The organism is Streptomyces sp. NPDC001941, from assembly GCF_040296945.1.
In the GTDB taxonomy this organism is placed as follows: Bacteria; Actinomycetota; Actinomycetes; order Streptomycetales; family Streptomycetaceae; genus Streptomyces.
Genome location: NZ_JBEOYE010000072.1, coordinates 22,653 through 49,008 on the forward strand (window position 1 = coordinate 22,653; position 26,356 = coordinate 49,008).

The window sequence follows — 26,356 nt, forward strand, 5'->3', positions numbered from 1 at the left end:
CGCGCCTCGCCTGCACGCACGCCCACGCCGTCACGCGCTCCCGCGTCCGGCCGTGCGGCGGTCCGCGGCCGTTCTCAGCGTCCCGCGGCGCGCTCGCGCTGGTAGGCGCCCGGAGGGACGCCGACGATGCGGGCGAAGTGCCGGTTGAGGTGCGGCTGGTCGGTGAAGCCGACCTCGGCCGCCACCCGCGCGGGCGCCGTGCCCGCGTCCAGCAGGCGCCGGGCCGCCCGCACGCGCGCGTTGGTGAGCCAGGTGTGCGGCGGCATCCCGTACGCCGCCTTGAAGGCGCGCAGCAGCGAGAAGGGGCGGGTGCCCAGCTCCCGGGCCAGCTCCTCCAGGGACGGCGGGTCGGGCATCCTCGCCAGCAGGACCTCCCGCGCCCGGGCGGCGGTGCGCGCGCCCGCGGTGACCGGCGGGCGCACGGGCAGGGCCCGGCCGTGCCGGTCCAGGAGCCGGGCCACCCCGAGGCGCAGCAGGCTGTCGGCGGCCAAGGCGTTGCCCTCCTCGGCCGCCCGGTGCACCGCGCGCACCAGCCGGGCGGTCTCCTCGTCCTCGACGATGGTCTCGCCGAAGGAGACCGTGCCACGCAGGCTGGTGTGCTCGGCCGCTATCGCGGAGACCAGGCCGAGCGACGGGTAGAGCGTGGCGTACGACCAGCCCTCGGGCACCCCGGCGTGCGCGGAGTGCGGCACCTCCGGGTTGATCATGACGACGGTGCCGCGGTGGGCCCGGACGGTGCCCTCCGGCAGGACGACGTCCTCGATCCCGAAGCGCACGGCGCCCAGCACGAAGCCCTCGTGGGCGTGGCGGGTGAAGGAGTGGCTGACGTACCGGGCGCGCAGCAGGTCGAGGCCGGGCACCCCGGGGTACTGCCAGTGCCGGGCCCACTCCCCCTCGCGGTCCGTCTCCGCCGCTGCTGCCATGGCCCCATTCTGCGCCCGCGGCCACGCCCCTGACCTGGGCGTCCAGCTCCTGGACGGTCGTTGTCAGTGGCGGGGTGCACGATGGAGCACATGGCCAGGACCGCGCTCGACTCCTTCTCCCCCGCGACCAGGGGCTGGTTCACGGGGGCGTTCAGCGCGCCCACCGCAGCCCAGGAGGGCGCCTGGCGTGCCATCCAGGAGGGCTCGGACGTCCTGGTCGTGGCACCCACCGGCTCCGGCAAGACCCTCGCCGCGTTCCTGGCCGCGCTGGACGACCTGGCCTCGGCTCCGCCGCCCGCGGAGGCCAGGAAGCGCTGCCGGGTGCTGTACGTGTCGCCCCTGAAGGCCCTCGCGGTCGACGTCGAGCGCAATCTGCGCAGCCCGCTGACCGGCATCCGCCAGGAGTCGGTGCGCCTGGGCCTGGCCGAGCCGGACGTGCGGGTCGGGATCCGCTCCGGGGACACCCCGGCCGCCGAGCGGCGCGCCCTGGGCACCAAGCCGCCGGACATCCTGATCACCACCCCCGAGTCGCTGTTCCTGATGCTCACCTCCGCCACCCGCGACGCGCTCGCGGGCGTCGAGACGGTCATCCTGGACGAGGTGCACGCGGTGGCGGGCACCAAGCGCGGCGCCCACCTGGCCGTCTCGCTGGAGCGCCTGGACGAGCTGCTGCCGCGCCCCGCCCGCCGGATCGGCCTGTCCGCGACCGTGCGGCCGGTGGACGAGGTCGCGCGCTACCTCTCGCCCCGGCGCCGGGTGGAGATCGTGCAGCCGCCCTCCGGCAAGGAGTTCGACCTGTCGGTGGTCGTACCGGTGGAGGACCTGGGCGAGCTGGGCGGCTCCCCGGCGAGCGACTCGGACGAGGCGGAGCGGCCCTCGATCTGGCCGCACGTGGAGGAGCGGATCGCCGACCTGGTGCAGGCGCACCGCTCGACGATCGTGTTCGCCAACTCCCGCCGCCTGGCCGAGCGCCTGTGCAACCGGCTCAACGAGATCGCCTACGAGCGCGCGACGGGCGAGCCGCTGCCCGAGGGCGCGCCGCCCGCCGAGGTCATGGCCCAGTCCGGGGCCGCCCAGGGCGCGCCCCCGCTGCTCGCCCGCGCGCACCACGGTTCGGTCTCCAAGGAGCAGCGCGCCCAGGTCGAGGAGGACCTCAAGGCGGGTCGGCTGCCCGCGGTGGTGGCCACCTCCAGCCTGGAGCTGGGCATCGACATGGGCGCGGTCGACCTGGTGGTGCAGGTGGAGTCGCCGCCCTCGGTCGCCTCGGGCCTGCAGCGGGTGGGGCGCGCGGGCCACCAGGTCGGCGCGGTGTCCACGGGCGTCGTCTTCCCCAAGTACCGCGGTGACCTGGTGCAGGCGGCCGTGGTCACCGAGCGGATGCGGACCGGCTCCATCGAGTCGCTGCGCGTCCCGGCCAACCCGCTGGACGTGCTGGCCCAGCAGCTGGTGGCGATGGTGGCGCTGGACAGCTGGCAGGCCGACGACCTGCTGGCGGTGGTCCGGCGCGCCGCGCCCTTCGCCTCGCTGCCGGACTCCGCGTTCACGGCCGTCCTCGACATGCTGGCCGGGCGCTATCCCTCCGACGCCTTCGCCGAGCTGCGCCCGCGCGTGGTGTGGGACCGGGTGGCGGGCACGGTCACCGGGCGGCCGGGGGCCCAGCGCCTCGCGGTGACCTCCGGCGGCACGATCCCGGACCGGGGCCTGTTCGGGGTGTTCCTGGCGGGCGCCGACCCCAAGAAGGGCGGCGGCCGGGTCGGCGAGCTGGACGAGGAGATGGTGTACGAGTCGCGGGTGGGCGACGTGTTCACCCTGGGCACCAGCTCCTGGCGGATCGAGGACATCACCCGCGACCGCGTGCTGGTCTCGCCCGCGCCGGGGGTGCCGGGCCGGCTGCCGTTCTGGAAGGGCGACCAGCTGGGCCGCCCGCTCGAACTGGGCCGCGCGGTGGGCGCGTTCCTGCGGGAGGTCGGCGCGCTGTCCCCGCAGGACGCCCGGCTGCGGCTGCTGGCGGCGGGGCTGGACGCGTGGGCCGCGGACAACGTCCTGGGGTACCTGGACGAGCAGCGCCGCGCCTGCGGGCACGTGCCGGACGACCGGACGGTCCTCGTGGAGCGGTTCCGCGACGAGCTGGGCGACTGGCGGGTGGTGATCCACTCGCCGTTCGGCGCACAGGTGCACGCTCCCTGGGCGCTGGCGCTGGGCGCCCGGCTGTCCGAGCGGTACGGCATGGACGCGCAGGTGATGCACGCGGACGACGGCATCGTGCTGCGGCTGCCCGACGCCGATCTGATGGGCCTGGACCTGCTGGACCAGGACCCGGTCGCGCCGGGCGCGGAGTTCGACGGGGAGCAGGCGCCGGTCGGCGCGGCCGACGCCGTCTTCGACAAGGGCGAGGTCGGCCAGATCGTCACCGACCAGGTGGGCGGTTCGGCGCTGTTCGCCTCCCGCTTCCGCGAGTGCGCGGCGCGCGCGTTGCTGCTGCCCCGGCGCAGCCCCGGCAAGCGCACCCCGCTGTGGCAGCAGCGCCAGCGCGCGGCCCAGCTGCTCCAGGTGGCGAGCGAGTTCGGCTCCTTCCCGATCGTCCTGGAGGCCGTGCGGGAGTGCCTCCAGGACGTCTTCGACGTGCCGGGCCTGACCGAGCTGATGGGCGACATCGAGGCCCGCCGGGTCCGGCTGGTGGAGGTGACCACCCCGGAGCCGTCACCCTTCGCCCGCTCGCTGCTGTTCGGTTACGTGGCGCAGTTCCTGTACGAGGGCGACTCGCCGCTCGCCGAGCGGCGCGCCGCCGCCCTGTCCCTGGACTCGCGCCTGCTGGCCGAGTTGCTGGGCCAGGCCGAACTGCGCGAACTGCTCGACGCGGACGTGCTGGCCGAGCTGGAGGGCGAGCTGCAGTGGCTGGCCGAGGACCGGCGCGTCAAGGACGCGGAGGGCGTGGCCGACCTGCTGCGGGTGCTGGGCCCGCTGACCGACGCCGAACTGGCCGAGCGGGGCGCCGAGCCGGGCTGGGCGGCGGACCTGGCCGCCGCGCGCCGAGCCATCCGGGTGCGTGTCGCGGGCGCCGAGCACTGGGCGGCGATCGAGGACGCGGGGCGCCTGCGCGACGCGCTCGGCACGGCGCTGCCGGTGGGCGTCCCCGAGGCGTTCACGGAGCCGGTGAAGGACCCGCTCGGCGATCTCCTCGCCCGTTACGCCCGTACGCACGGGCCGTTCACGTCCGCGCGCGCGGCGGCCCGCTTCGGCCTGGGCACGGCCGTCACGGACGGCGCGCTGCAGCGCCTGGCCGGTGCGGGCCGGGTCGTCCAGGGCGAGTTCCACCCCTCCGGCGTGGGCCAGGAGTGGTGCGACGCGGCCGTGCTGCGGCGGCTGCGCCGGCGCTCCCTCGCGGCCCTGCGCCACGAGCTGGAGCCGGTGCCCCCGGCGGCGCTGGCGACCTTCCTGCCGCAGTGGCAGCACCTGGGCGGCAACAGCCTGCGGGGCATCGACGGACTGGCGCGCGCGGTCGAGCAGTTGCAGGGCGCCCCGGTGCCCGCCTCCGCCCTGGAGAAGCTGGTCCTGCCGTCCCGGGTCAGGGACTACTCCCCCGCGCTCCTGGACGAACTGACCACCATGGGCGAGGTCGTCTGGGCCGGCGCGGGCTCGCTGCCCGGCAAGGACGGCTGGGTGTCGCTCTACCTGGCCGACGCGGCGCCCCTGCTGCTGCCCCCGCCGCACCCCCTGGAGCTCACCGCGCTGCACGAGTCGGTCCTCACCGCGCTGTCCGGCGGGTACGGGCTGTTCTTCCGCCAGATCGCCGACCAGGTGCGCGCCACCACCCACCCCGACGCCACCGATCCCCAACTGGCCGACGCCCTCTGGGACCTGGCCTGGTCGGGCCGGCTGACCAACGACACGCTGGCGCCCCTGCGCGCCCTCCTCGGCTCCGGCCGCACCGCCGGAGCCACCGCGCACCGGGCCCGCCGCACCGTCCCGCGCGGGCGGTACGGCTCACTGGGCGCCGCCGCCCGCCCGGCCTCCCGCTCCGGCCCGCCGACCGTCAGCGGCCGCTGGTCCCTGCTCCCGGCCGCCGAGCCCGACCCGACGCACCGCGCCCACGCGCTGGCCCGCACGCTGCTCGACCGGCACGGCGTGGTGACCCGGGGCGCGGTGGCGGCCGAGGGCGTGGAGGGCGGCTTCTCGGCGACGTACCGCGTCCTGTCCGCCTTCGAGGACAGCGGTCAGGCCCGCAGGGGTTACGTGGTGGAGGGCCTGGGGGCGGCGCAGTTCGCGATGGACGGCGCGGTGGACCGGCTCCGCGCGGCCGCCACCGCGCGCGAGCGCGCCGACGCCGGGTCGGCCGCACCGCTCGCGGTGGTCCTCGCGGCGGCCGACCCGGCCAACGCCTACGGTGCCGCGCTGTCCTGGCCCGAACCACCGGCCGGCGCGGGGCACAAGCCGGGCCGCAAGGCGGGCGCCCTGGTGGTCCTGGTGGATGGCGAGCTGACGCTGTACGTGGAGCGGGGCGGCAAGTCGTTGCTGTCCTGGCAGACCGAGCCGGACGCCCCGGCCCTGCGGGCGGCGGTGGAGGCGCTGGCGGGCGCGGCGAAGGAGGGAGCCCTCGGCACGGTCACGGTGGAGCGGCTGAACGGTACGGCGTCGCTGACCTCACCCCTGTCGCCCACCCTGGAGTCGGCGGGCTTCCACGCCACCCCGAGGGGGCTGCGCCTGCGCCCGTAGGGACCCCCTCCCGCGGACCGCGGCGCCCACCCTCCCGAGCCACAGCGCCCAGGACACACGGACACGGCACCCACCCGAGCCACAGCGCCCAGGGCACCCAGGACACACACGGACACGGCACCCACCCCGCCACCGGCCCCAAGGGCGCCTCCCGGAGGCATCATGGACCCATGCCCGAAGGAGACACCGTCTGGCAAGCCGCCCGTCGCCTCCACGCGGCCCTGGCCACGGACCGCCCGCTCACCACCTTCGACCTGCGCGTCCCCCGCTTCGCCACCGCCGACCTCACCGGCAGCACGGTCCTGGACGTCACCCCTCGCGGCAAGCACCTGCTGACCCGCTTCGAGGGCGGCCTCACCCTCCACTCGCACCTGCGCATGGAGGGCGCCTGGCGGGTGTTCGCGCCGGGCCGGCGGTGGAGCGGCGGCCCCCCACACCAGATCCGCGCGGTGCTGGCCACGGACGAGTGGAGCGCCGTCGGCTACCGGCTCCCCGTCCTCGAACTCATCCGCACCGCCGACGAACCCTCCGTCGTCGGCCACCTCGGCCCCGATCTGCTCGGCCCGGACTGGGACCCGGAGGAGGCCGTGCGCCGCCTCTCGGCCGAGCCCGCGCGCCCGCTCGGCGAGGCGCTCCTGGACCAGCGCAACCTGGCCGGCATCGGCAACGTGTACAAGGCCGAACTGTGCTTCCTGGCGGGTACGAGCCCCTGGCTGCCGTTCGGCGACCTGCCGTCCGGCGTCCCGGCCCGCCTGGTCGCCACCGCGCACCGCCTGCTGGAGGCGAACAAGGACCGTCCCGACCGGCGCACGACCACCACGGGCCGCGGCCCGGGCCTGCGCCTGCACGTGTACGGACGCGAGGGCCGCCCCTGTCTGCGGTGTGGCACGGCGGTGCGCAGGACGGCCCCCGAGGGCGACCGGGACCGCGTCACGTACTGGTGCCCGGGCTGCCAGAAGGGCCCGACACCGTAAACGCCACGGGGCACCCGCCCCCGTAACCCCCGTACGCCCGCCGGCACCCCGGACACGTCCACCCCACCCCCGTACGCCACCCAACAACCCCGAGCCCCCACCCACGTACACCGCCCAACGACCCCGAGCCCCCACCCACGTACGCCAACCCAAACCCCAAGCACCCCCACCAACCGCCCCGCCCCACACAGTTGACGCCCCGTCAGATCCGGTCGTACCGTCCCGGCATGCCCATCAAGGCGTACGACCTCACCGGCCGCACCGCGTTCGTCACCGGCGCCGCGAGCGGCATAGGCCGCTCCAGCGCCCTGCTGCTCGCCGAGGCGGGCGCGGTCGTGCACTGCGCGGACCGCGACGAGAAGGGCCTGGACGAGACCCGGCGGCTGATCGCCGACAGCGGGGCCACGGCCCACACCCACCCGCTCGACGTCTCCGACCGGGCCGCCGTGACGGCGGCCGTGGACGCGGCCACGTCGGCCACCGGCCCGCTGCACGCCATGGCCGCGATCGCCGGGATCATGCACACCAGCAGCGTCCTGGAGACCGCCGACGAGGACCTCGACCGGATCCTGGACGTGAACTTCAAGGGCGTCCTGTACGCCTGCCAGGCCGCCGCCCGCTCCATGATCGAGTCGGGCACCCGGGGATCGCTCGTCACCATGGCGTCCGGGGCCATGGACTCCGCCCAGGCGGGCCTGCTCTGCTACAGCGTCGCCAAGGCGGCGGTCGTCCAGCTCACCAAGACCCTGGCCACCGAGGTCGGGCGGCACGGCATCCGCGTCAACGCGGTCGCCCCGGGCTGGATCCGCACCCCGATGACCGCGCGCCACGAGTCGGCGCAGCAGGACCGGGTGGAGGCCATGATGGTGCGCCTCTCCCCGCTGGGGCGCGTCGGCGAGCCCGATGACATCGCGCACGCGGTCCTGCACCTGCTCTCGGACGCCTCGGCCTTCACGACCGGTCAGATCCTCCGCCCGAACGGCGGCGTCGCGATGCCTTGGTGAACGCCACCGCGTGCACCGGCAGCAGGCTCAGCCCCCATCCGCCGGCCGCCACCGCGCCCTCGACGACCCCGGCCCGCTCCGGCACCAGGGCGAGGCGCAACACGGCCCACCACCACAGCCCACCGAGCACCAGCGCGAGCACGGTGAGCGCCAGCGCGGGCCACGGGCCCCATCGCCGTACCATGGCCGCCTCCTCCGGTCGACGCTAGACCGGGCCGATCACCCGGCGGGAGGGCGCACCGGAAGCAAACCCGGCGCGCGCCGCATCCCCGCCGCGCCGTCAGTCTCCCCCGCCCCCGCGCACCCCGCACCCCAGCGCGACCCGGCCCCCGCACCCGGCTCGCCACCCACCCGGACCCCACGGGCTCCCCGACCCGCACGGACCCCCGGGCAGGAGCCCCCGCACCCCCTGGACGAGCGAAAGCGGGGTGCCCGGGGAAAAACCCCGGGCACCCCGCCCGCAAACCCTTCACACGGCCTCCAGAGGCCACTCCTGGGACCTCCTGGGACCTCAGCCCACTCCAGGACCCAGAAAACCTCAAGCCCCGGACCTCAAGCCCCGGACCCCAGGACCTCAAGGCCCCAGACTCAAGCCCCAGGCCTCAGGACCTCAAGCCGTCTCCGCCTGGAACATCCACGCGTGCTTCTCCAGGTCGCCCGTCAGGCCGATCAGGATGTCCTGGCTGATCGGGTCCGCGTCCCCGGTCGCCTCGATCCGCTCACGCATGCGCGAGACGACCGCGCCGAGGGCGTCCACCAGGATCCGTACCGCGTCCACGTCCTTGATCCAGCCGTCCGGCACCACGCCCACGGCGCTCCCGGACGCGACGGTCGACGCACGGCCGTCGGGCGAGACGCCGATGGCCGAGGCGCGCTCGGCCACGGTGTCGGAGTGCAGACGGGCCGTGTCGACGACCTCGTCGAGCTGGAGGTGGACGGACCGGAAGCGCGGACCGACGACGTTCCAGTGCACCTGCTTGGCCACCAGCGACAGGTCCACGAGGTCGACGAGCGCGCCCTGCAGGGCCTCACCGACGGTCTTCATGTCGGCATCGGACAGGGGGCTCTTCACGACAGACATCCAGTCCTCCATTCACAGTGCTTCACTCCCCCGCCTACCCCGGATCCCCTCCGCCTCCACCATGACATACGCCACATAAAAGGGTTACCGGACCCAACCCCTCATGAAGTACTCAGAATCACCCAGAACCACCCAGCTGTCCCCAGTCATCCCAGCCATCCCCAGCCACATACAAATCACCCACCCCACACGCGACGAAGCCCCGGCACGGGCCCCACAGGGGCACCACACCGGGGCTTCACCCCGAAAAAATCACCGGACGATCACCCGGCGGCCGACCGCGTCATCCGCCTCACGCGGCGACGACGTCCACCGCCTCCGCGGGCGCCTTGATCGTCACCCGTTCGGTCGGCACACCGGTCACACCGGAGACCGACGTCACGGAGATGGAATTGAGCATCGGGCGTACTGGCGCAGGCACCGGCTCGCTGGCCGCTGCCGACTCGGCCAGCTCGGCCAGCGACAGCTCGTCGCTCACTTCACGCATGAGCTCGGACATCCGTACGTCAAGCGCGTCGCAGATCGCGGAGAGCAGCTCGGAGGAAGCCTCCTTTTGCCCCCGCTCCACCTCGGAGAGATAGCCGAGCGATACTCGGGCGGACGAGGAGACTTCGCGCAGAGTACGGCCCTGGCGCTGGCGCTGCCGACGCAGCACGTCACCCAGCAGGCGACGGAGCAGAATCATCGGTGGCTCCCTCCTCGGACCGCGTAGCCGCATCCTTCACGCCCCACCGTACCGCCTCGCGCCGCGGCCGTGCGGGGAGCGATGTCGTGTTCACTCAGGGCTGCAAACATCAATTCCCCCCGTTCTGTTCCGTATCCTGTGCCCGCGCATTCGCCGGGCGTTCCTCCGCAGGGCTCCGAGCAGGCCGGACGGAGGCCTCGGCCGGGTCCGCCCCCGGGGTTCCGGAGAGCGTCTCGGCGAGCAGGTCCAGCACGCTCCGTACACTCTCTGTACGAATTTCCGCCCGGGCGCCGTTCAACCGCAGGGAGACGACTTTCCCGGATTTCCCCGTGCCGGCGCCGCTTCCGGCGGGTCCCGCGACGGCCACGTACACCGTCCCGACGGGCTGCCCGTCCTGCGGGTCGGGGCCGGCCACCCCCGTGGTGGCGATGCCCCAGTCGGCCCCGAGCCGGTCCCGCACACCCCGTGCCATCTGCAGCGCGACCTCGGGATCGACCGCGCCGCGCTCCGCCAGGAGGGTGGCGTCGACGTCGAGCAGTTCCGCCTTCAGGGGCGTCGCGTACGCCGTGACGCTCCCCCGGAAGACGCGGGAGGCCCCCGGCACCGAGGTGAGCTCCGCGGCCACCAGACCGCCCGTGAGGGACTCCGCGACCGAGAGCGTCTGACCACGCTCCGCGAGCACCGAGAGCACCCGGGCGGCGGGGTTCATCGCGTCGAACCGGAGGCGGAGCCGGTCGCCGAACCGGTCGCGGAGTCGGCACCGGCGTCCTCCGCGGCGGGCCCGTCCGCGACGGAGGGAGCCCCTCCGGCCACCGGGGCACCAGCGGTACCGCCCACCGGGGCCGCACCGGGCTCGAGCGTCCCACCAGTCGCGCTCACGGGAGACTCGGCCGAAGCGGCAGCCTCCAGGGCACCGGGGGCCGGAACCACGGGCTCCGCCACCTCGGCCACGGGAACCGCGGCCTCCACGCCGCCGGCCACCGGAACCACGACCTCCGTCGCGCCGCCGGACCCGACACCGCCGGCCGCACCGGCACCGCCCGCGACCTCACCGGCCACGGCGAGCAGCGCCGCCTTCTCCGCCGCGAGCCCGCGCCGTCGCAGCACCACGGCCTCGCGCACGTAGTCCAGCCCGGTCACCACGGTGAGGACCACGGCGAGGGCCATCACCCACCACCGCAGCGTGGCCAGCGGCCCGGTCAGCGCGAGGACGTACATCCCCACCGCCGTGCCCTGGGCCAGTGTCTTGAGCTTGCCGCCGCGGCTGGCCGGGATCACCCCGTGCCGGATCACCCAGAAGCGCATCAGGGTGATGCCCAGCTCGCGGAAGAGGATCACGCCCGTGACCCACCAGGGCAGGTCGCCGAGCCAGGACAGGCAGATCAGCCCGGCCGCCATGATCGCCTTGTCGGCGATCGGGTCGGCGATCTTCCCGAAGTCCGTGACCAGGTTGTACGTCCGGGCCAGGTGCCCGTCGAAGACGTCCGTGATCATGGCGACCGCGAAGGCCGCCCACGCCCAGGCGCGCCAGGCCGGGTCGTAGCCGCCGTCCTGGAGGAGCAGCAGCACGAAGCCCGGCACGAGCACGAGCCGGATCATCGTGAGGATGTTGGCGATGTTCCAGAGGCTGGCCTGGTTGACGGCCGCAGCGCCCAGCTTTCCGCCGGGCGCCGGCCTTCCGGTACCGCCCGCCGCGGATGCCGGGACTCCGGTCATCTGGCCGCCTCCTCAGGGTCGTCGAGACACTCCGCCACCAGGTCGACGCCTTCCGTGCCGACCACCTTGGCCATGACCATACGACCGGGCACCAGGCCCTCGCGTGCGGTGAAGACCACCTGGCCGTCCGTCTCCGGCGCCTGGTGGGCCGCGCGGCCCACCGCGCCGTCCTCGTCGTCCACGGACTCCACCAGGACGTGCAGCGTCTCGCCCAGGCGCTCCTCGGCGCGCTGGGCGGTCAGCTCCTCGGCGAGCCGGGACAGGTGCGCCAGGCGCTGGTCGACGGTCTCCTGGTCGAGCTTGCCCTCGTACGTCGCCGCTTCCGTGCCGTCCTCGTCGGAGTACCCGAAGACGCCGATGGCATCCAGGCGCGCGTGCGTCAGGAAGCGCTCGAGTTCGGCGAAGTCCGCCTCCGACTCACCGGGGAAGCCGACGATGAAGTTGGACCGGACGCCGGCCGTGGGGGCCTTGGAACGGATGGTGTCCAGCAGCTCCAGGAAGCGCTCGGTGTCACCGAAGCGCCGCATCGAGCGCAGCACGCCGGGCGCGCTGTGCTGGAAGGAGAGGTCGAAGTAGGGCGCGACCTTCTCGGTCGAGGTCAGGACGTCGATCAGGCCGGGCCGCATCTCGGCGGGCTGCAGGTAGCTGACGCGCACCCGCTCGATCCCGTCGACCGCCGCGAGCTCGGGCAGCAGGGTCTCCAGCAGGCGGATGTCGCCGAGGTCCTTGCCGTACGAGGTGTTGTTCTCGGAGACGAGCATGACCTCCTTGACGCCCTGCTCGGCCAGCCAGCGGGTCTCGCCGAGCACGTCGCTGGGGCGGCGCGAGACGAAGGAGCCGCGGAAGGAGGGGATGGCGCAGAAGGAGCAGCGCCGGTCGCAGCCGGAGGCCAGCTTCACGGAGGCGACGGGACTGGTGTCCAGGCGGCGGCGGAGCGGGGCGCGCGGGCCTGAGGCGGGCGCCAGGCCCTCGGGCAGGTCCTCGGGGGCGCTCTCGACGGCCTGGGCGTGGCCGGGCAGGGCCACGGCGGAGGCGGCGTCCTGGCGCTCGACCGGGGAGAGCGGCAGCAGGGCGCGGCGGTCGCGGGGGGCGTGCGCCTCGACGCTGCCGCCGTTGAGGATGGTCTGGAGCCGGCTGGAGATGTCGGTGTAGTCGTCGAAGCCGAGCACGCCGTCGGCCTCGGGCAGGGCGTCGGCCAGCTCCTTGCCGTACCGCTCGGCCATGCAGCCGACGGCGACGACGGCCTGGGTGCGGCCGTGGTCCTTCAGGTCGTTGGCTTCGAGGAGGGCGTCGACGGAGTCCTTCTTGGCGGCCTCGACGAATCCACAGGTGTTGACGACTGCGACGTCCGCGTCCGCGGCGTCCTCGACGAGCTCCCAGCCGTCCGCTGCCAAGCGGCCTGCGAGCTCCTCCGAGTCCACCTCGTTACGGGCGCAGCCAAGAGTGACAAGGGCGACGGTACGGCGTTCGGGCATGGACTCAAGACTACTTCGTTCCGGCCCGCACCCCCGCCCCGAGGGTTGATCGGGCGTTCACCCGCCTGCCGTACCGCCTTCGTGCCGCGGCGCCCCGCCCGCCCGGGAGCGGTGGGACGCCGGTGGCTCAGCCGACCTCGGGGTCGCCCTGGGTGTAGCTGAGGCGCTCGACCTGGCCGTCCTCGAATTCGTCGGAGACCTTCTTGCCGTTGACGAACAGCTCGGTCGCCCCGGCGTTGCCGAGGATCAGGTCGAGGCGCTCGTCGTCCTGGAAGGTCTTGGACTCGCCCTTGAGGAGCAGCCCGTCGAAGAGCAGCTTGCCGTTGTGCGACTTGGCGGAGATCCAGCTCTTGTCGGAGACGGCGGTCATGCGCACCGTCACCTTGTCCTTGGGGACGGCCGCGATGGCGCTGTCCGAGGGCAGCGGCTTGGGCTTGGGGGCGGCCTTGGACGGGGTCGCCTTCGGCGTGGGCTTCTGCTCGGGGGCGGGGCCCTCGGCGACGTGGCCCTTGGCCTGGTCGCCGCTGTCGTTGCCGCTGAAGACGGTGAAGCCGACGAAGCCGATGACGGCGACGATGGCCGCGACCATGGCGGCGGTCCAGTTGGGGCGCCGGGGCTCGGGGCGGATGCGTTCCGCCTCGAAGAGCGGCGCGGCGGGAGTGGGTGAGGGACGTCCGCCGTGCTCCCCGTCGTACTGGCTGACCAGCGGGGCGGGGTCGAGGCCGACGGCACGCGCGAGCGTGCGGATGTGGCCCCGGGCGTAGACGTCCCCGCCGCAGCGGGAGAAGTCGTCCTGCTCGATCGCGTGCACGATCGGGATGCGCACGCGGGTGGAGGTGCTGACCTCGTCCACGGTCAGGCCCGCGGCGATGCGTGCCTGCTGGAGGGCTCGACCGATCGAAGGCCGGTCGTCTTCGGGGGAGTTGCCGATGGACACGGGGGCGCCTTTCGAGCGTGTAGCCACCTGCTGGATGCTCAGTCTATGGGTGGTACGAAAGGGTGGGGCAACCGGGCGGATGCTGTTTGTACGCCATCGGAATGGCCGGAGGGCGTCTGAGTGGATCAAGGCGGGAGCGACGCATCTCGCTCTCCCTCCCTCCAACTTGACGCACGGCCCGGGGAAACGGTTGTCCGAGGACCCCTTACGAGTGAGCCTCCCCCCGGATGATGGCGAGCACTCCATCCAGTTCGTCGGGCTTCACGAGCACGTCGCGCGCCTTGGAGCCCTCGCTCGGGCCGACGATGTTGCGCGACTCCATCAGGTCCATCAGGCGCCCCGCCTTGGCGAACCCGACGCGCAGCTTGCGCTGGAGCATCGACGTGGAGCCGAACTGGGTGGAGACGACCAGCTCGGCCGCCTGGCACAGCAGGTCCAGGTCGTCGCCGATGTCCTCGTCGATCTCCTTCTTCTGCTTGGTGCCGACGGTGACGTCCTCGCGGAAGACCGGGGCCATCTGGTCCTTGCAGTGCTGGACGACGGCCGCGACCTCCTCCTCGGTGACGAAGGCGCCCTGCATGCGGGTGGGCTTGTTCGCACCCATCGGGAGGAACAGTCCGTCACCCTTTCCGATGAGCTTCTCGGCGCCGGGCTGGTCCAGGATGACCCGGCTGTCGGCGAGCGAGGAGGTGGCGAAGGCGAGCCGGGACGGCACGTTCGCCTTGATCAGGCCGGTGACGACGTCGACCGAGGGCCGCTGGGTGGCGAGCACCAGGTGGATGCCGGCGGCGCGGGCCAACTGGGTGATGCGGACGATCGCGTCCTCGACGTCGCGCGGCGCGACCATCATCAGGTCGGCCAGCTCGTCGACGATGACCAGGAGGTACGGGTAGGGCTGCAGGTCGCGCTCGCTGCCCTCGGGCAGCTTGACCTTGCCCTCGCGGATCGCCTTGTTGAAGTCGTCGATGTGGCGGTAGCCGAAGGCGGCCAGGTCGTCGTAGCGCAGGTCCATCTCGCGCACGACCCACTGCAGTGCCTCGGCGGCCCGCTTGGGGTTGGTGATGATCGGCGTGATCAGGTGCGGGATGCCCTCGTAGGCGGTGAGCTCCACCCGCTTGGGGTCGACCAGGACCATCCGGACGTCCTCCGGGGTGGCCCGCACCATCACCGAGGTGATCAGGCAGTTGATGCAGGACGACTTGCCGGAGCCGGTGGCGCCCGCGACCAGCATGTGCGGCATCTTCGCCAGGCTGTGCATCACGTACCCGCCCTCGACGTCCTTGCCGAAGGCGACCATCATCGGGTCGTCGTCCTCGGCGAGGCGCAGCACGTCTCCGAGGTTGACCATCTCGCGGTCGGAGTTCGGGATCTCGATGCCGACGGCCGACTTCCCCGGGATCGGCGAGATGATCCGCACGTCGGGCGAGGCCACGGCGTACGCGATGTTCTTGGTCAGCGCGGTGATCTTCTCGACCTTCACCGCCGGGCCCAGCTCGACCTCGTAGCGGGTGACCGTCGGGCCGCGGGTGAAGCCGGTGACGGCCGCGTCGACCTTGAACTCGCCGAAGACGTTGTTGAGGGAGTCCACGACCGCGTCGTTGGCGGCGCTGCGGGTCTTGCCCGGGCCGCCCCGCTCCAGCAGGTCCAGCGAGGGCAGCGCGTAGGTGATGTCGCCGGACAGCTGCAGCTGCTCGGCGCGCGCCGGAAGACCCTCGCCGCCCTCGGGCGCGGACTTGGTCAGGTCGGGCACCGCGCTCTTGGTCAGGTCCCGCACCCCGGCCGGCGGCCGGTCCGCCGCCCGCGACGGGGGTACGGGCGCGGCGGCCCCGCCCTCCTCGGGCGCCTCCCGCTCCTCGTCCTGGTCCTGCTTCGCCGCCGCGGCCTCGGCGGCCATGGCCCTGGCCCGCTCGCGGTCGGCGGTGACGTCGCGGGTGAGGTCGGCGACGACCGGCGAGGGCGGCATGCCGTTGAGCACGGCGCCGTCCAGCGCGGCGGCCGCGGCGGCGGCCACGTCCACGGCGTCCATCGGCCGGTCGAAGTCCGGCCGCACCGCGGCACGGCGCGGCCGGCGGCGGCCGAGCGCCTCCTCCTCGGCCTGGTCGTGGTCGTAGGGCTCGGCGGGACCGCCGGAGGCCGGGCCCCGGCGGCGGGGCCGCGGCGCGGGCCGCTGCTCCTCGCGCCAGTCGTCCTCGTACGCCTGCGCCGCCTGCGGTTCCTCGTACTCCTCGGGGTCGAGCTCGACGATGCCGAGCTTCGCGCCGAGCAGCCGCAGCCGCTGCGGGATGGCGTTGACCGGGGTGGCCGTCACCACGAGCAGGCCGAAGACGGTCAGCAGCACGAGCAGCGGTACGGCGAGGACCTCGCCCATCATGAAGACCAGCGGCTTGGACGCGGCCCAGCCGATCAGGCCGCCCGCGTCCTGCATGGCGGCGGTGCCGTCGCCGCGGCCGGGAGAGCCGCAGGCGATGTGGACCTGGCCGAGCACGCCCACGACGAGCGCGGACAGGCCGATGACGATCCGCCCGTTCGCCTCGGGCTTCTCCGGATAGAGGATCAGCCGGATCGCGATGGCGCCCAGCAGTATCGGCACGAGCAGGTCCAGGCGCCCGAAGGCACCGGTGACGAGCATCTCGACCAGGTCGCCGACCGGGCCGCGCAGGTTGGACCAGGTACCGGCCGCGACGATCAGCGCCAGGCCGAGCAGCAGCAGGGCGAGGCCGTCCTTGCGGTGCGCGGGGTCCAGCCCCTTGGCGCCACGCCCTATCCCGCGGAACATCGCGCCGACGCCGTGCGCGGCACCGAGCCAGGCACCGCGGGCGAGCCGGTAGACGCCCCCGGTGGGGGACGGTGCGGGCCGCGGCGGCGCCTTCTTCGCGGGTGCCCTGCGGGGGGCGGCCGCCTTCTTGGCGGGCGCCTTCTTCGCGGCTGTCTTCTTGGCGGGGGGCTTGCCGGGTGCCGCTTTCTTCGCCGCGCCCGTCGTACGGCCGGCGCGCGGCTTCGCAGTGCCCGCCGTGCCCTGGGAACCCTTGCCGGACGTACGTGAGGCCATGATGGTGAGGTTACCGGTGTGCACGCCGGTGGACACGCCTGCCCGGGGCTTCACCCGTTCGTGTCGCCCTTGCGGCGGCCGGAAACTGACGACGGATCAGTGTGACGAACGGTCAGCCCTGGGACGGCACCGCCGCCGGGCCGCCGCCGGTCCCGGGCTCCAGGGCGTCCAGCGCCCGCCGCAGCCCGGTGAGCTTGCGCTCCAGGTGGGCGGCGGTGGCCACGGCCGCCGCGTCCGCCGACTCGTCGTCCAGCTGCTTGGACAGCGCCTCGGCCTGCTCCTCGACCGCCGCCAGGCGCGCCGACAGCTCGGCGAGCAGCCCGACGGACTCCTTGGCCGGGCCGCCCTGGCCGCCCTCCAGCTGGAGCCGCAGCAGGGCCGCCTGCTCGCGCAGCTGACAGTTCTTCATGTACAGCTCGACGAAGACCGACACCTTGGCGCGCAGCACCCACGGGTCGAACGGCTTGGAGATGTAGTCCACCGCGCCCGCCGCGTAACCGCGGAAGGTGTGGTGCGGGCCGTGGTTGATGGCCGTGAGGAAGATGATCGGGATGTCCCGCGTCCGCTCGCGCCGCTTGATGTGCGCCGCCGTCTCGAAGCCGTCCATTCCCGGCATCTGGACGTCCAGCAGAATGACCGCGAAATCGTCCGTCAGCAGCGCCTTGAGCGCTTCCTCCCCTGACGATGCCCGCACCAGCGTCTGATCGAGCGCGGAGAGGATCGCCTCCAGCGCCAGCAGATTCTCCGGCCGGTCATCGACCAGGAGGATCTTGGCCTTCTGCACCATGGCCCGCCCTCCTCGCCCGGGCACGGGGCCTCCCCTGCTCTGAGAGCTCGGGGAAGCACCGGGCGCCGCCCCAGGGGACGACTCCCTTGCGCCGTCCGTCCTTGTGCCGGTCATGGTAGCCGCACCCCGCCTGTCGCCACACCCTGTCACCGCGATGTCACTGTGCACGTAGCAGAAACGCGGTGGGAGACCAGAAGGTTCCCCGAATACCGTTGTCTCACACGCCGCCGGGCACAGTCAGTCAGCAACGCGGGCCCGTGCGCACCGCCTCCACGGGCCCGACACCGCTCACTCGCCGCGCATCCACTGCTCCATCACCGACAGCAGGTGGTCCGGGTCGACGGGCTTGGTGACGTAGTCGGAGGCGCCCGACTCGATCGCCTTCTCCCGGTCGCCCTTCATCGCCTTCGCGGTCAGCGCGATGATCGGCAGACCCGCGAACTGGGGCATCCTGCGGATCGCCGTCGTCGTCGCGTACCCGTCCATCTCGGGCATCATGATGTCCATCAGGACGACCGTGACGTCGTCGTGCTGCTCCAGCACCTCGATGCCCTCGCGCCCGTTCTCCGCGTACAGCACCGAGAGGCCGTGCTGCTCCAGCACGCTGGTGAGCGCGAAGACGTTGCGGATGTCGTCGTCGACGATCAGCACCTTCTCGCCGCCGAACTCGAAGACCCGGCGCGGCTCCGGCTCCTCCTGCGCCACCGCGGGCCACCGCTCCTGCGGCGCGGCCGCACCGGCCGGCTGGCCGGGCAGCGCGGGCCTCGGGGCCTCCGGCGCCACCGGCGCCTTGCGGCGGTGGCGGAACAGGGCGCCCTTGCCCGCGCGCACCTCGGCCGGCTGCGCGACCCCCCGCGCCGACTCCAGGCCGTCCCCGGCCCCGCCCGCCAGCGGCTCGCCGTCCGCCCCCGGCTCGAGCTGCGGGTAGCCCTGGGGCGTCAGTTCGCTCGGGTGCAGCGGCAGGTACAGCGTGAAGGTGGAGCCGCGGCCCGGCTCGCTGGCCGCGTGGATCTCGCCGCCGAGCAGCCGCGCGATCTCCCGGCTGATCGACAGGCCCAGGCCCGTGCCGCCGTACTTGCGGCTCGTCGTGCCGTCCGCCTGCTTGAACGCCTCGAAGATCACCCGCATCTTGCTCGCCGCGATGCCGATGCCGGTGTCGGTCACCGAGAACGCGATCAGGTCCGCGTCCGGGTCGCGCAGCGAACCCGCCTCCAGCAACTGCTCCCGGATCGACTGCGGCACGTCCGCGTTCGCGGGCCGGATCACCAGCTCCACCGCGCCCGAGTCGGTGAACTTCACCGCGTTGGACAGCAGGTTGCGCAGCACCTGCAGCAGCCGCTGCTCGTCGGTGTGCAACGTCGCGGGCAGCTCCGGCGAGACCCGTACGGAGAAGTCCAGGCCCTTCTCCGCCGTCAGCGGGCGGAACGTGGCCTCCACGTAGTCCACCAGCTGCACCAGCGCGATCCGGGTCGGGCTGACGTCCATCTTGCCCGCTTCGACCTTGGACAGGTCCAGGATGTCGTTGATCAGCTGGAGCAGGTCCGAACCCGCGCCGTGGATCGTCTCGGCGAACTCCACCTGCTTGGGCGTGAGGTTGCTGTCCGCGTTGTCGGCCAGCAACTTGGCCAGGATCAGCAGGGAGTTGAGCGGCGTACGCAGCTCGTGCGACATGTTCGCCAGGAACTCGGACTTGTAGCGCATGGAGACGGCCAGCTGCTCGGCCCGCTCCTCCAGGACCTGCCGCGCCTCCTCGATCTCGGTGTTCTTCACCTCGATGTCGCGGTTCTGGCGCGCCAGCAGCTCCGCCTTCTCCTCCAGTTCGGCGTTGGAGGCCTGCAGCGCCTTCTGCCGGTTCTCCAGCTCCCCCGAGCGCTCCTGGAGCTGCTCGGTCAGCTCCTGCGACTGCTTGAGCAGGACCTCGGTCTTGGTGTTCACGCTGATGGTGTTGACGCTGGTCGCGATCATCTCGGCGATCTGGTTGAGGAAGTCCCGCTGGATCTGCGTGAACGGCTGGAACGACGCCAGCTCGATCACGCCCAGGACCTGCGCCTCGAACAGCACCGGCAGCACGATCACATGGGCCGGCGACGCCTCGCCGAGCCCGGAGGAGATCTTCAGGTAGCCCGGCGGCACGTTCAGCTGGATCGTGCGCTTCTCCTCGGCGGCCGTGCCGATCAGCGTCTCGCCCGGCCGGAACGACGTGGGCATCGACCCCGCCGAGTAGCCGTAACTCCCCCGCATGCACAGCTCGTACGCGCTCCCGGGCTCCGCCCCCGGCTCGCCCGCCCCGCCCGTGGCCATCGCCAGGTAGAAGGCGCCGTGCTGGGCCGAGACCACCGGGGTCAGCTCGCTCATGATCAGCGAGGCCACGTCGTCCAGGTCGCGCCGGCCCTGCATCAGGCCCGAGATGCGGGCCAGGTTGCCCTTGAGCCAGTCCTGCTCCTCGTTGGCGAGGGTGGTGTCCCGGAGGTTCGCGATCATCGTGTTGATGTTGTCCTGCAGGACCTGGATCTCGCCGGCGGCGTCCACGTCGATCTTCAGGTTCAGGTCGCCGCGGGTCACCGCGGTCGCCACCGCCGCGATCGCGCGCACCTGCCGGGTCAGGTTCCCGGCCATCTCGTTCACCGACTCCGTCAGGTCCCGCCAGGTGCCGTCCACGTCGCGCACCCGCGCCTGGCCGCCCAGCATGCCGTCCGTGCCCACCTCGCGGGCCACGCGCGTTACCTCCTCGGCGAACGAGGACAGCTGGTCGACCATCGTGTTGATGGTGTCCTTCAGCTCCAGGATCTCGCCCTGCGCGTCGATGTCGATCTTCTTGGTCAGGTCGCCCTTGGCGATGGCGGTGGTGACCGTGGCGATCTGGCGCACCTGACCCGTCAGGTTGGACGCCATCGAGTTCACCGACTCGGTCAGGTCCTTCCAGGTGCCCGCCACGCCCGGCACCTGCGCCTGGCCGCCCAGGCGCCCGTCCGTACCCACCTCGCGGGCCACCCGGGTCACCTGGTCGGCGAACGACGACAGAGTCGTCACCATCGTGTTGACCGTGTCGGCGAGCTCGGCCACCTCGCCGCGCGCCTCCACCGTCACCTTCTTCGTCAGGTCGCCGTTGGCCACCGCCGCCGACACCCGGGAGATGTTGCGCACCTGTCCGGTCAGGTTGGACGCCATCACGTTGACGTTGTCGCTCAGGTCCTTCCAGATGCCCGTCACGCCACGCACGCGTGCCTGACCGCCCAGGATGCCCTCGGTACCCACCTCGCGCGCCACGCGCGTGACCTCGTCCGCGAAGTTCGACAGCTGGTCGACCATCGTGTTGACGGTCGTCACCAGCTCCAGGATCTCGCCCTTGGCGTCGACGGTGATCTTCTTCGACAGGTCGCCCTTGGCCACCGCCGTGGTCACCTCGGCGATGTTGCGCACCTGCCAGGTCAGGTTGTTCGCCATGAAGTTCACGGACTGCGTCAGGTCCTTCCAGGTGCCCGACACGCCCTGCACCTCGGCCTGACCGCCCAGGATGCCCTCCGTACCCACCTCACGGGCCACCCGCGTGACCTGCTCGGCGAACGAGGACAGCTGGTCCACCATCGTGTTGAGGGTGTTCTTCAGCTCCAGGATCTCCCCGCGCGCGTCCACGGTGATCTTCTGCGACAGGTCACCGCGCGCCACCGCCGTGGCCACCTGCGCGATGTTGCGCACCTGTCCGGTGAGGTTCTCGGCCATGCCGTTCACCGAGTCCGTCAGGTCACGCCACACACCGGCCACGCCCGGCACCTGCGCCTGGCCGCCCAGGCGCCCGTCCGTACCCACCTCGCGGGCCACCCGGGTCACCTGCTCGGCGAACGCCGACAGCTGGTCCACCATCGTGTTGATGGTGTTCTTCAGCTCCAGGATCTCCCCGCGCGCGTCCACGTCGATCTTCTGCGACAGGTCGCCCCGCGCCACCGCCGTCGTCACCTGGGCGATCTGACGCACCTGCGACGTCAGGTTGCCCGCCATGAAGTTGACGGAGTCCGTCAGCTCCTTCCAGGTGCCCGAGACGCCGTCCACGCGCGCCTGGCCGCCCAGCCGGCCCTCCGTACCCACGTCCCGCGCCATCCGCGTCACCTGGTCCGCGAACGACGACAGCTGCGCCACCATCGTGTTGACGGTGTTCTTCAGCTCCAGCATCTCCCCGGCCACGTCCACCGTGACCTTCTGCGACAGATCGCCGTTGGCCACCGCCGTCGTCACCTGCGCGATGTCACGGACCTGGCCCGTCAGGTTGCGGAAGGCCGTGTTGACCGAGTCCGTCAGGTCCTTCCACGTCCCCGCGGCCCCCGGCACCTCCGCCTGGCCGCCCAGCCGGCCCTCCACGCCGACCTCGCGCGCCACCCGGGTCACCTCGGAACCGAACGACTGCAGCTGGTCCACCATCGTGTTGACGGTGTTCTTCAGCTCCAGCATCTCCCCGGCCACGTCGACCGTGACCTTCTGCGACAGGTCACCGTTGGCGACGGCCGTCGTGACCGTCGCGATGTCGCGCACCTGCGTGGTCAGGTTGCGGAAGACGGTGTTGACCGAGTCCGTCAGGTCCTTCCAGGTGCCCGCCGCACCCGGCACCTGTGCCTGACCGCCCAGCAGGCCCTCCGCGCCCACCTCGCTGGCCACGCGCGTGACCTCGTCCGCGAACGTGCGCAGCGTCTCGGTCATCTGGTTGATGGTGTCCGCGAGCTGGGCCACCTCACCGCGCGCGCTGACCGTCACCTTCTGCGACAGGTCACCGTTGGCCACCGCCGTGGTCACCTCGGCGATGCCGCGCACCTGCGAGGTCAGGTTGCCCGCCATCGTGTTGACGGAGTCCGTCAGGTCCTTCCACACGCCCGCGACGCCCGGCACCTCCGCCTGGCCGCCCAGCTCGCCCTCCGTACCCACCTCGCGCGCGACGCGGGTCACCTCGGAGGAGAACGACGACAGCTGGTCCACCATCGTGTTCACGGTGTTCTTCAGCTGCAGCATCTCGCCGGCCACGTGCACCGTGACCTTGCGCGACAGATCGCCCTTGGCGACCGCCGTCGTCACCAGCGCGATGTCCCGCACCTGAGCGGTCAGCCGGTACGCCATGGTGTTCACGGAGTCCTGGAGGTCCTTCCAGGAACCCGACATCCCGCGCACCTGCGCCTGTCCGCCGAGCTTGCCCTCCGTACCCACCTCGAGGGCCACGCGCGTGACCTCGTCCGTGAACGCGGACAGCTGGTCAACCAGGTTGTTGACCGTACGGGCGACCTTGAGGAACTCCCCGCGCAGCGGCCGGACCGTACCGTCCAGCCCCTCCGAGCGCAGCTCCATCCGCTGCTCCAGGTCACCCTCGGCCACCGCCGACAGCACCCGGCCCACCTCGGAGACCGGCCGCGTCATGTCGTCGACCAGCTGGTTCGCGGCCTGGACCGCCTCCGCCCAGTCGCCCTCGCTGGCGCCGACCTCCAGGCGCTCCGACAGCCTGCCCTCGCGGCCGACCATCCGGCGCACCCGCGCCAGCTCGCCCGTCAGGTGCAGCTTGCGGTCCGCGACCTCGTTGAACACCGCGGAGATCTCGGCCATCACCCCGTCCCCGGTGACGGTCAGCCGCCTGCGGAAGTTCCCGTCCCGCATCGACACGAGGGCGCCGAGCAACCGCTCCAGCGCCGCCGCGTCCACCTCGACGGTGCCCCGGCCGCGACCGCTCCGGGACTGTCCTCCGCCCTTCGCGCGCGTGCTCGTGCCCCGCGCCGTGACGCCAGACTCCACCGTGTCCCTCCCGCAGGGGTCGACCGAACAGCTCGGGCTGTCTCCAACAAGCTTTCCCAGTGTTTCACCGCGACCGAACCAGGCCATAACAGTTCGGCAGCTTCGCATAACGTCCCCGCCCTCGGGGGACGGAAACAGCGCCGACCGGCATCCGCTCGGACAGCGAAGGTAAGTAACCTGGCATCCGGCTGTCCAACCGCCCCGGTCCGCCCGGCGGGGGCGGAGTGGCGCGCCGGACCACCAGGCACCGGGAGGGGCAGGGCCGACCATGGCAGAGCCGGGCGTCGAGACGCGTACGAGGAGTTCTGTGATCACCGCGCGGGCGGCCGCCAGCTTCGACCCCTTGGGCAGGTCGGTCGCGGCCGCCCGAGCCTTCGTCAGGGACACCCTCCAGGGCTGGGGGTACACCGACGTCGTGGACGACGCCGTCGTCCTGACCAGCGAACTCGTCACCAACGCGGTCATCCACGCCGGCACCGCTGCCGACGTGCTCTGCCTGCGCATGGACGACGGCGTACGCGTGGAGGTCGCCGACCGCTACCCCGAGCGGGAGATCCCCGTCCAGGGCACCGGGCGCTCCCCCGGCAGCCCCGACCGGGAGAACGGCCGCGGCCTGCTCCTGTGCGCCGCCCTCGCCACCCGCTGGGGCGTGGAGTACTCCTCCACGCAGAAGCAGGTCTGGTTCCGGCTCGACCTGCCCGAGCGCCCCGTCGGCACCCGCTCCGCCGGCCCGGTCCTGCCGCCCGGACTGCTGCCCGTCACCGACGAGCGCGTCCGCGTCGCCGTCGCCCAGATCGACCGCGGCGGCGCGATCACCGCCTGGAACGAGGACGCGGAACACCTCTTCGGCTACCCGGCCGAACAGGTCCTCGGCAAGCCGCTCGGCGACCTCGCCGCCTGGCCGCACACCCCCGGCATCGGCACCGGCTTCGCCGAGGCCCTCCAGCTCTCCCGCTGGGAGGGCAGTTACGGGATCCGCGGCACCGACGGCCGCGTGATCCCCGTCTACGCCTCCCACCTGCGCATCCGCGACACCCAGGGCGAGCCCTCCACCGTCTGCCTGCTCGTACGGGACTACGAGCGCGCCGTCCTGCAGACCCCGCTGCGTGCCCCGGCGCCCGAGGCCGGCATCGAGAGCCGCACCACCGACCCCTTCGAGGTCTTCATCGGCTCCCCCGCCCCCGACGACCTCGACGGCCTGCTCCAGCGCACCGTGGAGCGCGCCCGCGACATGCTCGACGGCGACTCCGCCTTCCTGCTGCTCGCCACCGACGACGAGACCGAACTGGAGGTACGGGCCACCACGGGCCTGCCCTCCGCCCGCCAGCGCTTCGCCCGCGTCCCCGTCGAGGCCGGCACCGGCCGCTACGGCTCCGCCCGCATGCCCGCCGTCCACGAGGACCTGGCCGCCGTCCCCGGAGCCGTACCGCTCCTCAACGGCACCGGCATGCGCTCCGTCGTCACCGTCCCCCTCAAGGTCGAGGGCCGCCTCACCGGCTCCCTCGGCGTCGCCGCCGAAGCCGCGGGCCGCTACTCCAACGAGGAGGCCCTGCGCCTGCAGTTCGCCGCCGACCGGATCGCGCTCGCCGTCGAGTCCGCCCGCCTCGGCGAGCTGGAGCGCCTGCGCCGCGGCTCCCTGTCCTTCCTCGTCGAGGCCTCCGACCTGCTGGCAGGCACCCTCGACCGCGACCAGACGCTGGCCCTGATGGCTCAGATGACGGTCCCCACCCTGGCCACCTGGTGCGCGGTCTACACGATCGCCGACCAGGCATCGGAGCCGTACCTCTCCTACGTCCTGCACGAGGACGAGGAGCGCATCGACGGCCTCAAGGCCCTCCTCTCCAAGATCGACCCGCCGGACCCGGTGCCCACCCCCGGAGCGCGCGTCTGGACCGCGCCGGGCGACGCCGCCCACCACGCCGCGCTGCGCACCTCGATGCGCGAACTGGGCCTCGGCTCCACGCCCTTGTCCTCCGGCATCGGCTCCACGCTCGCCACGGCGGCCGCCGTGGGCGGCGAGACCGTCGTCCTGCCGCTGGTCGCCCGCAACCGCGTGATCGGCATGCTGACGCTCGGCAAGCCCTCCGACGACCACTTCCGCCAGGAGATCCTGGAACTGGCCGAGGACCTCAGCCGCCGGGCCGCCCTGGCCCTGGACAACGCCCGCCTGTACTCCGAGCGCATGGCCATCAGCCAGTCCCTCCAGCGCAGCCTGCTGCCCCCCGGCCTGCCCCAGGTGCCCAACGTCGAGGTCGAGGTCATCTACCGCGCCGCCGGCGAGGGCAACGAGGTGGGCGGCGACTTCTACGACCTCTTCCCCATCCGCGACGGCGCGTACGGGTTCGCCATCGGCGACGTCTGCGGTACGGGCCCGGAGGCCGCCGCGGTCACCGGCCTGGCCCGCCACGCCCTGCGCCTGCTCGCCAGGGAGGGCTTCGGCGGCCCGGCCGTCCTGGAGCGCCTCAACGCCGCGATCCTCGACGAGGGCGCCCGCAGCCGCTTCCTGACGCTGCTGTACGGCGAGCTGTGGCCGCAGGAGGACGGCAGCGCCGTCCTGAAGGTCGTCTGCGCGGGCCACCCGCTGCCGCTGCGCCTGCGCCAGGACGGCACGGTCGAGCCGGCCGCCGAACCGCAGCCGCTGCTCGGCGTGATGGACGACCTGGAGCTGTACGAGCAGAGCATCACCCTGGACCCGGGCGACGTCCTGCTGTGCGTCACGGACGGCGTCACCGAACGCCGCGAGGGAACCCGCATGCTGGGCGACGACGGCCTCACGGAGGTCCTCTCGACCTGTACGGGCCTGACGGCCGGGGCGGTCGCCGCACGCGTCCTGCGGGCGGTCGAGCGCTTCGCCGCGGAGCCGGCCTCGGACGACATGGCGATCCTGGCGATGCGCGTCCCGCAGCTCCCGAAGTCCTGACCCACCCCCCGGACATGCAGAAGGCCCCCCGCCGTTGGGCGGGGGGCCTTCTCGTTACCGAGCCCCCATGCGGAATCGAACCGCAGACCTTCTCCTTACCATGGAGACGCTCTACCGACTGAGCTATAGGGGCCTTGTCGTTCTCGGGGTTTCCCCCTCGGCGACAAGAGAAACTCTACCCCACGAGGGGCCGATTCACCGAATCCACGCGAGGCCAACGCGAGACGGTCCCTGAAAAGGGTCGTGAACGCAAAAATGCCTCAACCCCCGGACATAGTCCGGGGGTTGAGGCTAAAAAAAGTTCGGCGGCGTCCTACTCTCCCACAGGG

15 protein-coding genes and 1 tRNA gene are annotated in these 26,356 nt (G+C 72.8%); 4 read left to right on the forward strand and 12 right to left on the reverse strand.

Annotation, left to right across the window (positions count from 1 at the left end; genetic code table 11):
* Nucleotides 1-74: 74 nt before the first annotated feature.
* Nucleotides 75-923 carry a helix-turn-helix transcriptional regulator gene (locus ABT160_RS34470; protein WP_351651902.1) on the reverse strand — a complete coding sequence of 283 codons (849 nt, stop codon included), beginning with the start codon at nucleotides 921-923 and terminating at the stop codon, nucleotides 75-77.
* Nucleotides 924-1,013: 90 nt separating this feature from the next.
* Here ABT160_RS34470 and ABT160_RS34475 point away from each other — a divergent pair, with 90 nt between their 5' ends.
* The 3 genes from ABT160_RS34475 (at nucleotide 1,014) to ABT160_RS34485 (ending at nucleotide 7,614) form a co-directional block, all read left to right on the forward strand.
* Nucleotides 1,014-5,636 (forward strand): ATP-dependent helicase, encoded by a 4,623-nt coding sequence (locus tag ABT160_RS34475; RefSeq protein WP_351651903.1) that lies wholly within the window; start codon nucleotides 1,014-1,016, stop codon nucleotides 5,634-5,636.
* Between the two features lie 170 nt (nucleotides 5,637-5,806).
* Nucleotides 5,807-6,610: an Fpg/Nei family DNA glycosylase gene (locus ABT160_RS34480; RefSeq protein WP_351651904.1), complete on the forward strand. Its 804-nt coding sequence runs from the start codon at nucleotides 5,807-5,809 to the stop codon at nucleotides 6,608-6,610.
* A gap of 227 nt (nucleotides 6,611-6,837) precedes the next feature.
* Nucleotides 6,838-7,614, forward strand: a complete 777-nt coding sequence (locus tag ABT160_RS34485; protein ID WP_351651905.1) for an SDR family NAD(P)-dependent oxidoreductase — start codon at nucleotides 6,838-6,840, stop codon at nucleotides 7,612-7,614.
* On the opposite strand, the gene ABT160_RS34490 is transcribed toward ABT160_RS34485, so the two are convergent.
* From ABT160_RS34490 to ABT160_RS34535, 10 genes are all read right to left on the reverse strand, one after another.
* A complete protein-coding gene (locus ABT160_RS34490) occupies nucleotides 7,562-7,798 on the reverse strand; it encodes a hypothetical protein (protein ID WP_351651906.1) in 237 nt (78 codons plus the stop codon). The two genes, ABT160_RS34485 and ABT160_RS34490, sit on opposite strands and share 53 nt — an antisense overlap.
* Before the next feature lie 426 nt (nucleotides 7,799-8,224).
* Nucleotides 8,225-8,695 (reverse strand): Dps family protein, encoded by a 471-nt coding sequence (locus ABT160_RS34495; RefSeq protein ID WP_351651907.1) that lies wholly within the window; start codon nucleotides 8,693-8,695, stop codon nucleotides 8,225-8,227.
* A 292-nt stretch (nucleotides 8,696-8,987) separates the two neighbouring features.
* Nucleotides 8,988-9,380 carry a helix-turn-helix domain-containing protein gene (locus ABT160_RS34500; RefSeq protein ID WP_351651908.1) on the reverse strand — a complete coding sequence of 131 codons (393 nt, stop codon included), beginning with the start codon at nucleotides 9,378-9,380 and terminating at the stop codon, nucleotides 8,988-8,990.
* A 109-nt stretch (nucleotides 9,381-9,489) separates the two neighbouring features.
* Nucleotides 9,490-10,089, reverse strand: a complete 600-nt coding sequence (locus tag ABT160_RS34505) for a CinA family protein (RefSeq protein ID WP_351651909.1) — start codon at nucleotides 10,087-10,089, stop codon at nucleotides 9,490-9,492.
* A complete protein-coding gene (gene pgsA / locus ABT160_RS34510; protein WP_351651910.1) occupies nucleotides 10,086-11,096 on the reverse strand; it encodes a CDP-diacylglycerol--glycerol-3-phosphate 3-phosphatidyltransferase in 1,011 nt (336 codons plus the stop codon). The genes ABT160_RS34505 and pgsA overlap by 4 nt, the downstream gene beginning before the upstream one ends.
* Nucleotides 11,093-12,571: a 30S ribosomal protein S12 methylthiotransferase RimO gene (gene rimO / locus ABT160_RS34515; protein WP_351651911.1), complete on the reverse strand. Its 1,479-nt coding sequence runs from the start codon at nucleotides 12,569-12,571 to the stop codon at nucleotides 11,093-11,095. The genes pgsA and rimO overlap by 4 nt, the downstream gene beginning before the upstream one ends.
* A gap of 127 nt (nucleotides 12,572-12,698) precedes the next feature.
* Nucleotides 12,699-13,508, reverse strand: coding sequence for a RodZ domain-containing protein (locus tag ABT160_RS34520; RefSeq protein ID WP_351651912.1), 810 nt, complete (start codon nucleotides 13,506-13,508; stop codon nucleotides 12,699-12,701).
* 205 nt (nucleotides 13,509-13,713) lie between these two features.
* Nucleotides 13,714-16,557 (reverse strand): DNA translocase FtsK, encoded by a 2,844-nt coding sequence (locus ABT160_RS34525; RefSeq protein ID WP_351651913.1) that lies wholly within the window; start codon nucleotides 16,555-16,557, stop codon nucleotides 13,714-13,716.
* Between the two features lie 112 nt (nucleotides 16,558-16,669).
* Nucleotides 16,670-17,344 (reverse strand): response regulator, encoded by a 675-nt coding sequence (locus ABT160_RS34530; RefSeq protein ID WP_351651914.1) that lies wholly within the window; start codon nucleotides 17,342-17,344, stop codon nucleotides 16,670-16,672.
* Between the two features lie 288 nt (nucleotides 17,345-17,632).
* Nucleotides 17,633-23,107, reverse strand: a complete 5,475-nt coding sequence (locus ABT160_RS34535; RefSeq protein ID WP_351651915.1) for a HAMP domain-containing protein — start codon at nucleotides 23,105-23,107, stop codon at nucleotides 17,633-17,635.
* 268 nt (nucleotides 23,108-23,375) lie between these two features.
* On the opposite strand from ABT160_RS34535, the gene ABT160_RS34540 reads away from it, so the two are divergent.
* Entirely contained in the window at nucleotides 23,376-26,027 is a 2,652-nt protein-coding gene (locus tag ABT160_RS34540; protein ID WP_351651916.1) for a SpoIIE family protein phosphatase, read from the forward strand.
* A gap of 60 nt (nucleotides 26,028-26,087) precedes the next feature.
* Here ABT160_RS34540 and ABT160_RS34545 read toward each other — a convergent pair.
* Nucleotides 26,088-26,160, reverse strand: a tRNA-Thr gene (locus ABT160_RS34545).
* Nucleotides 26,161-26,356: the final 196 nt, after the last annotated feature.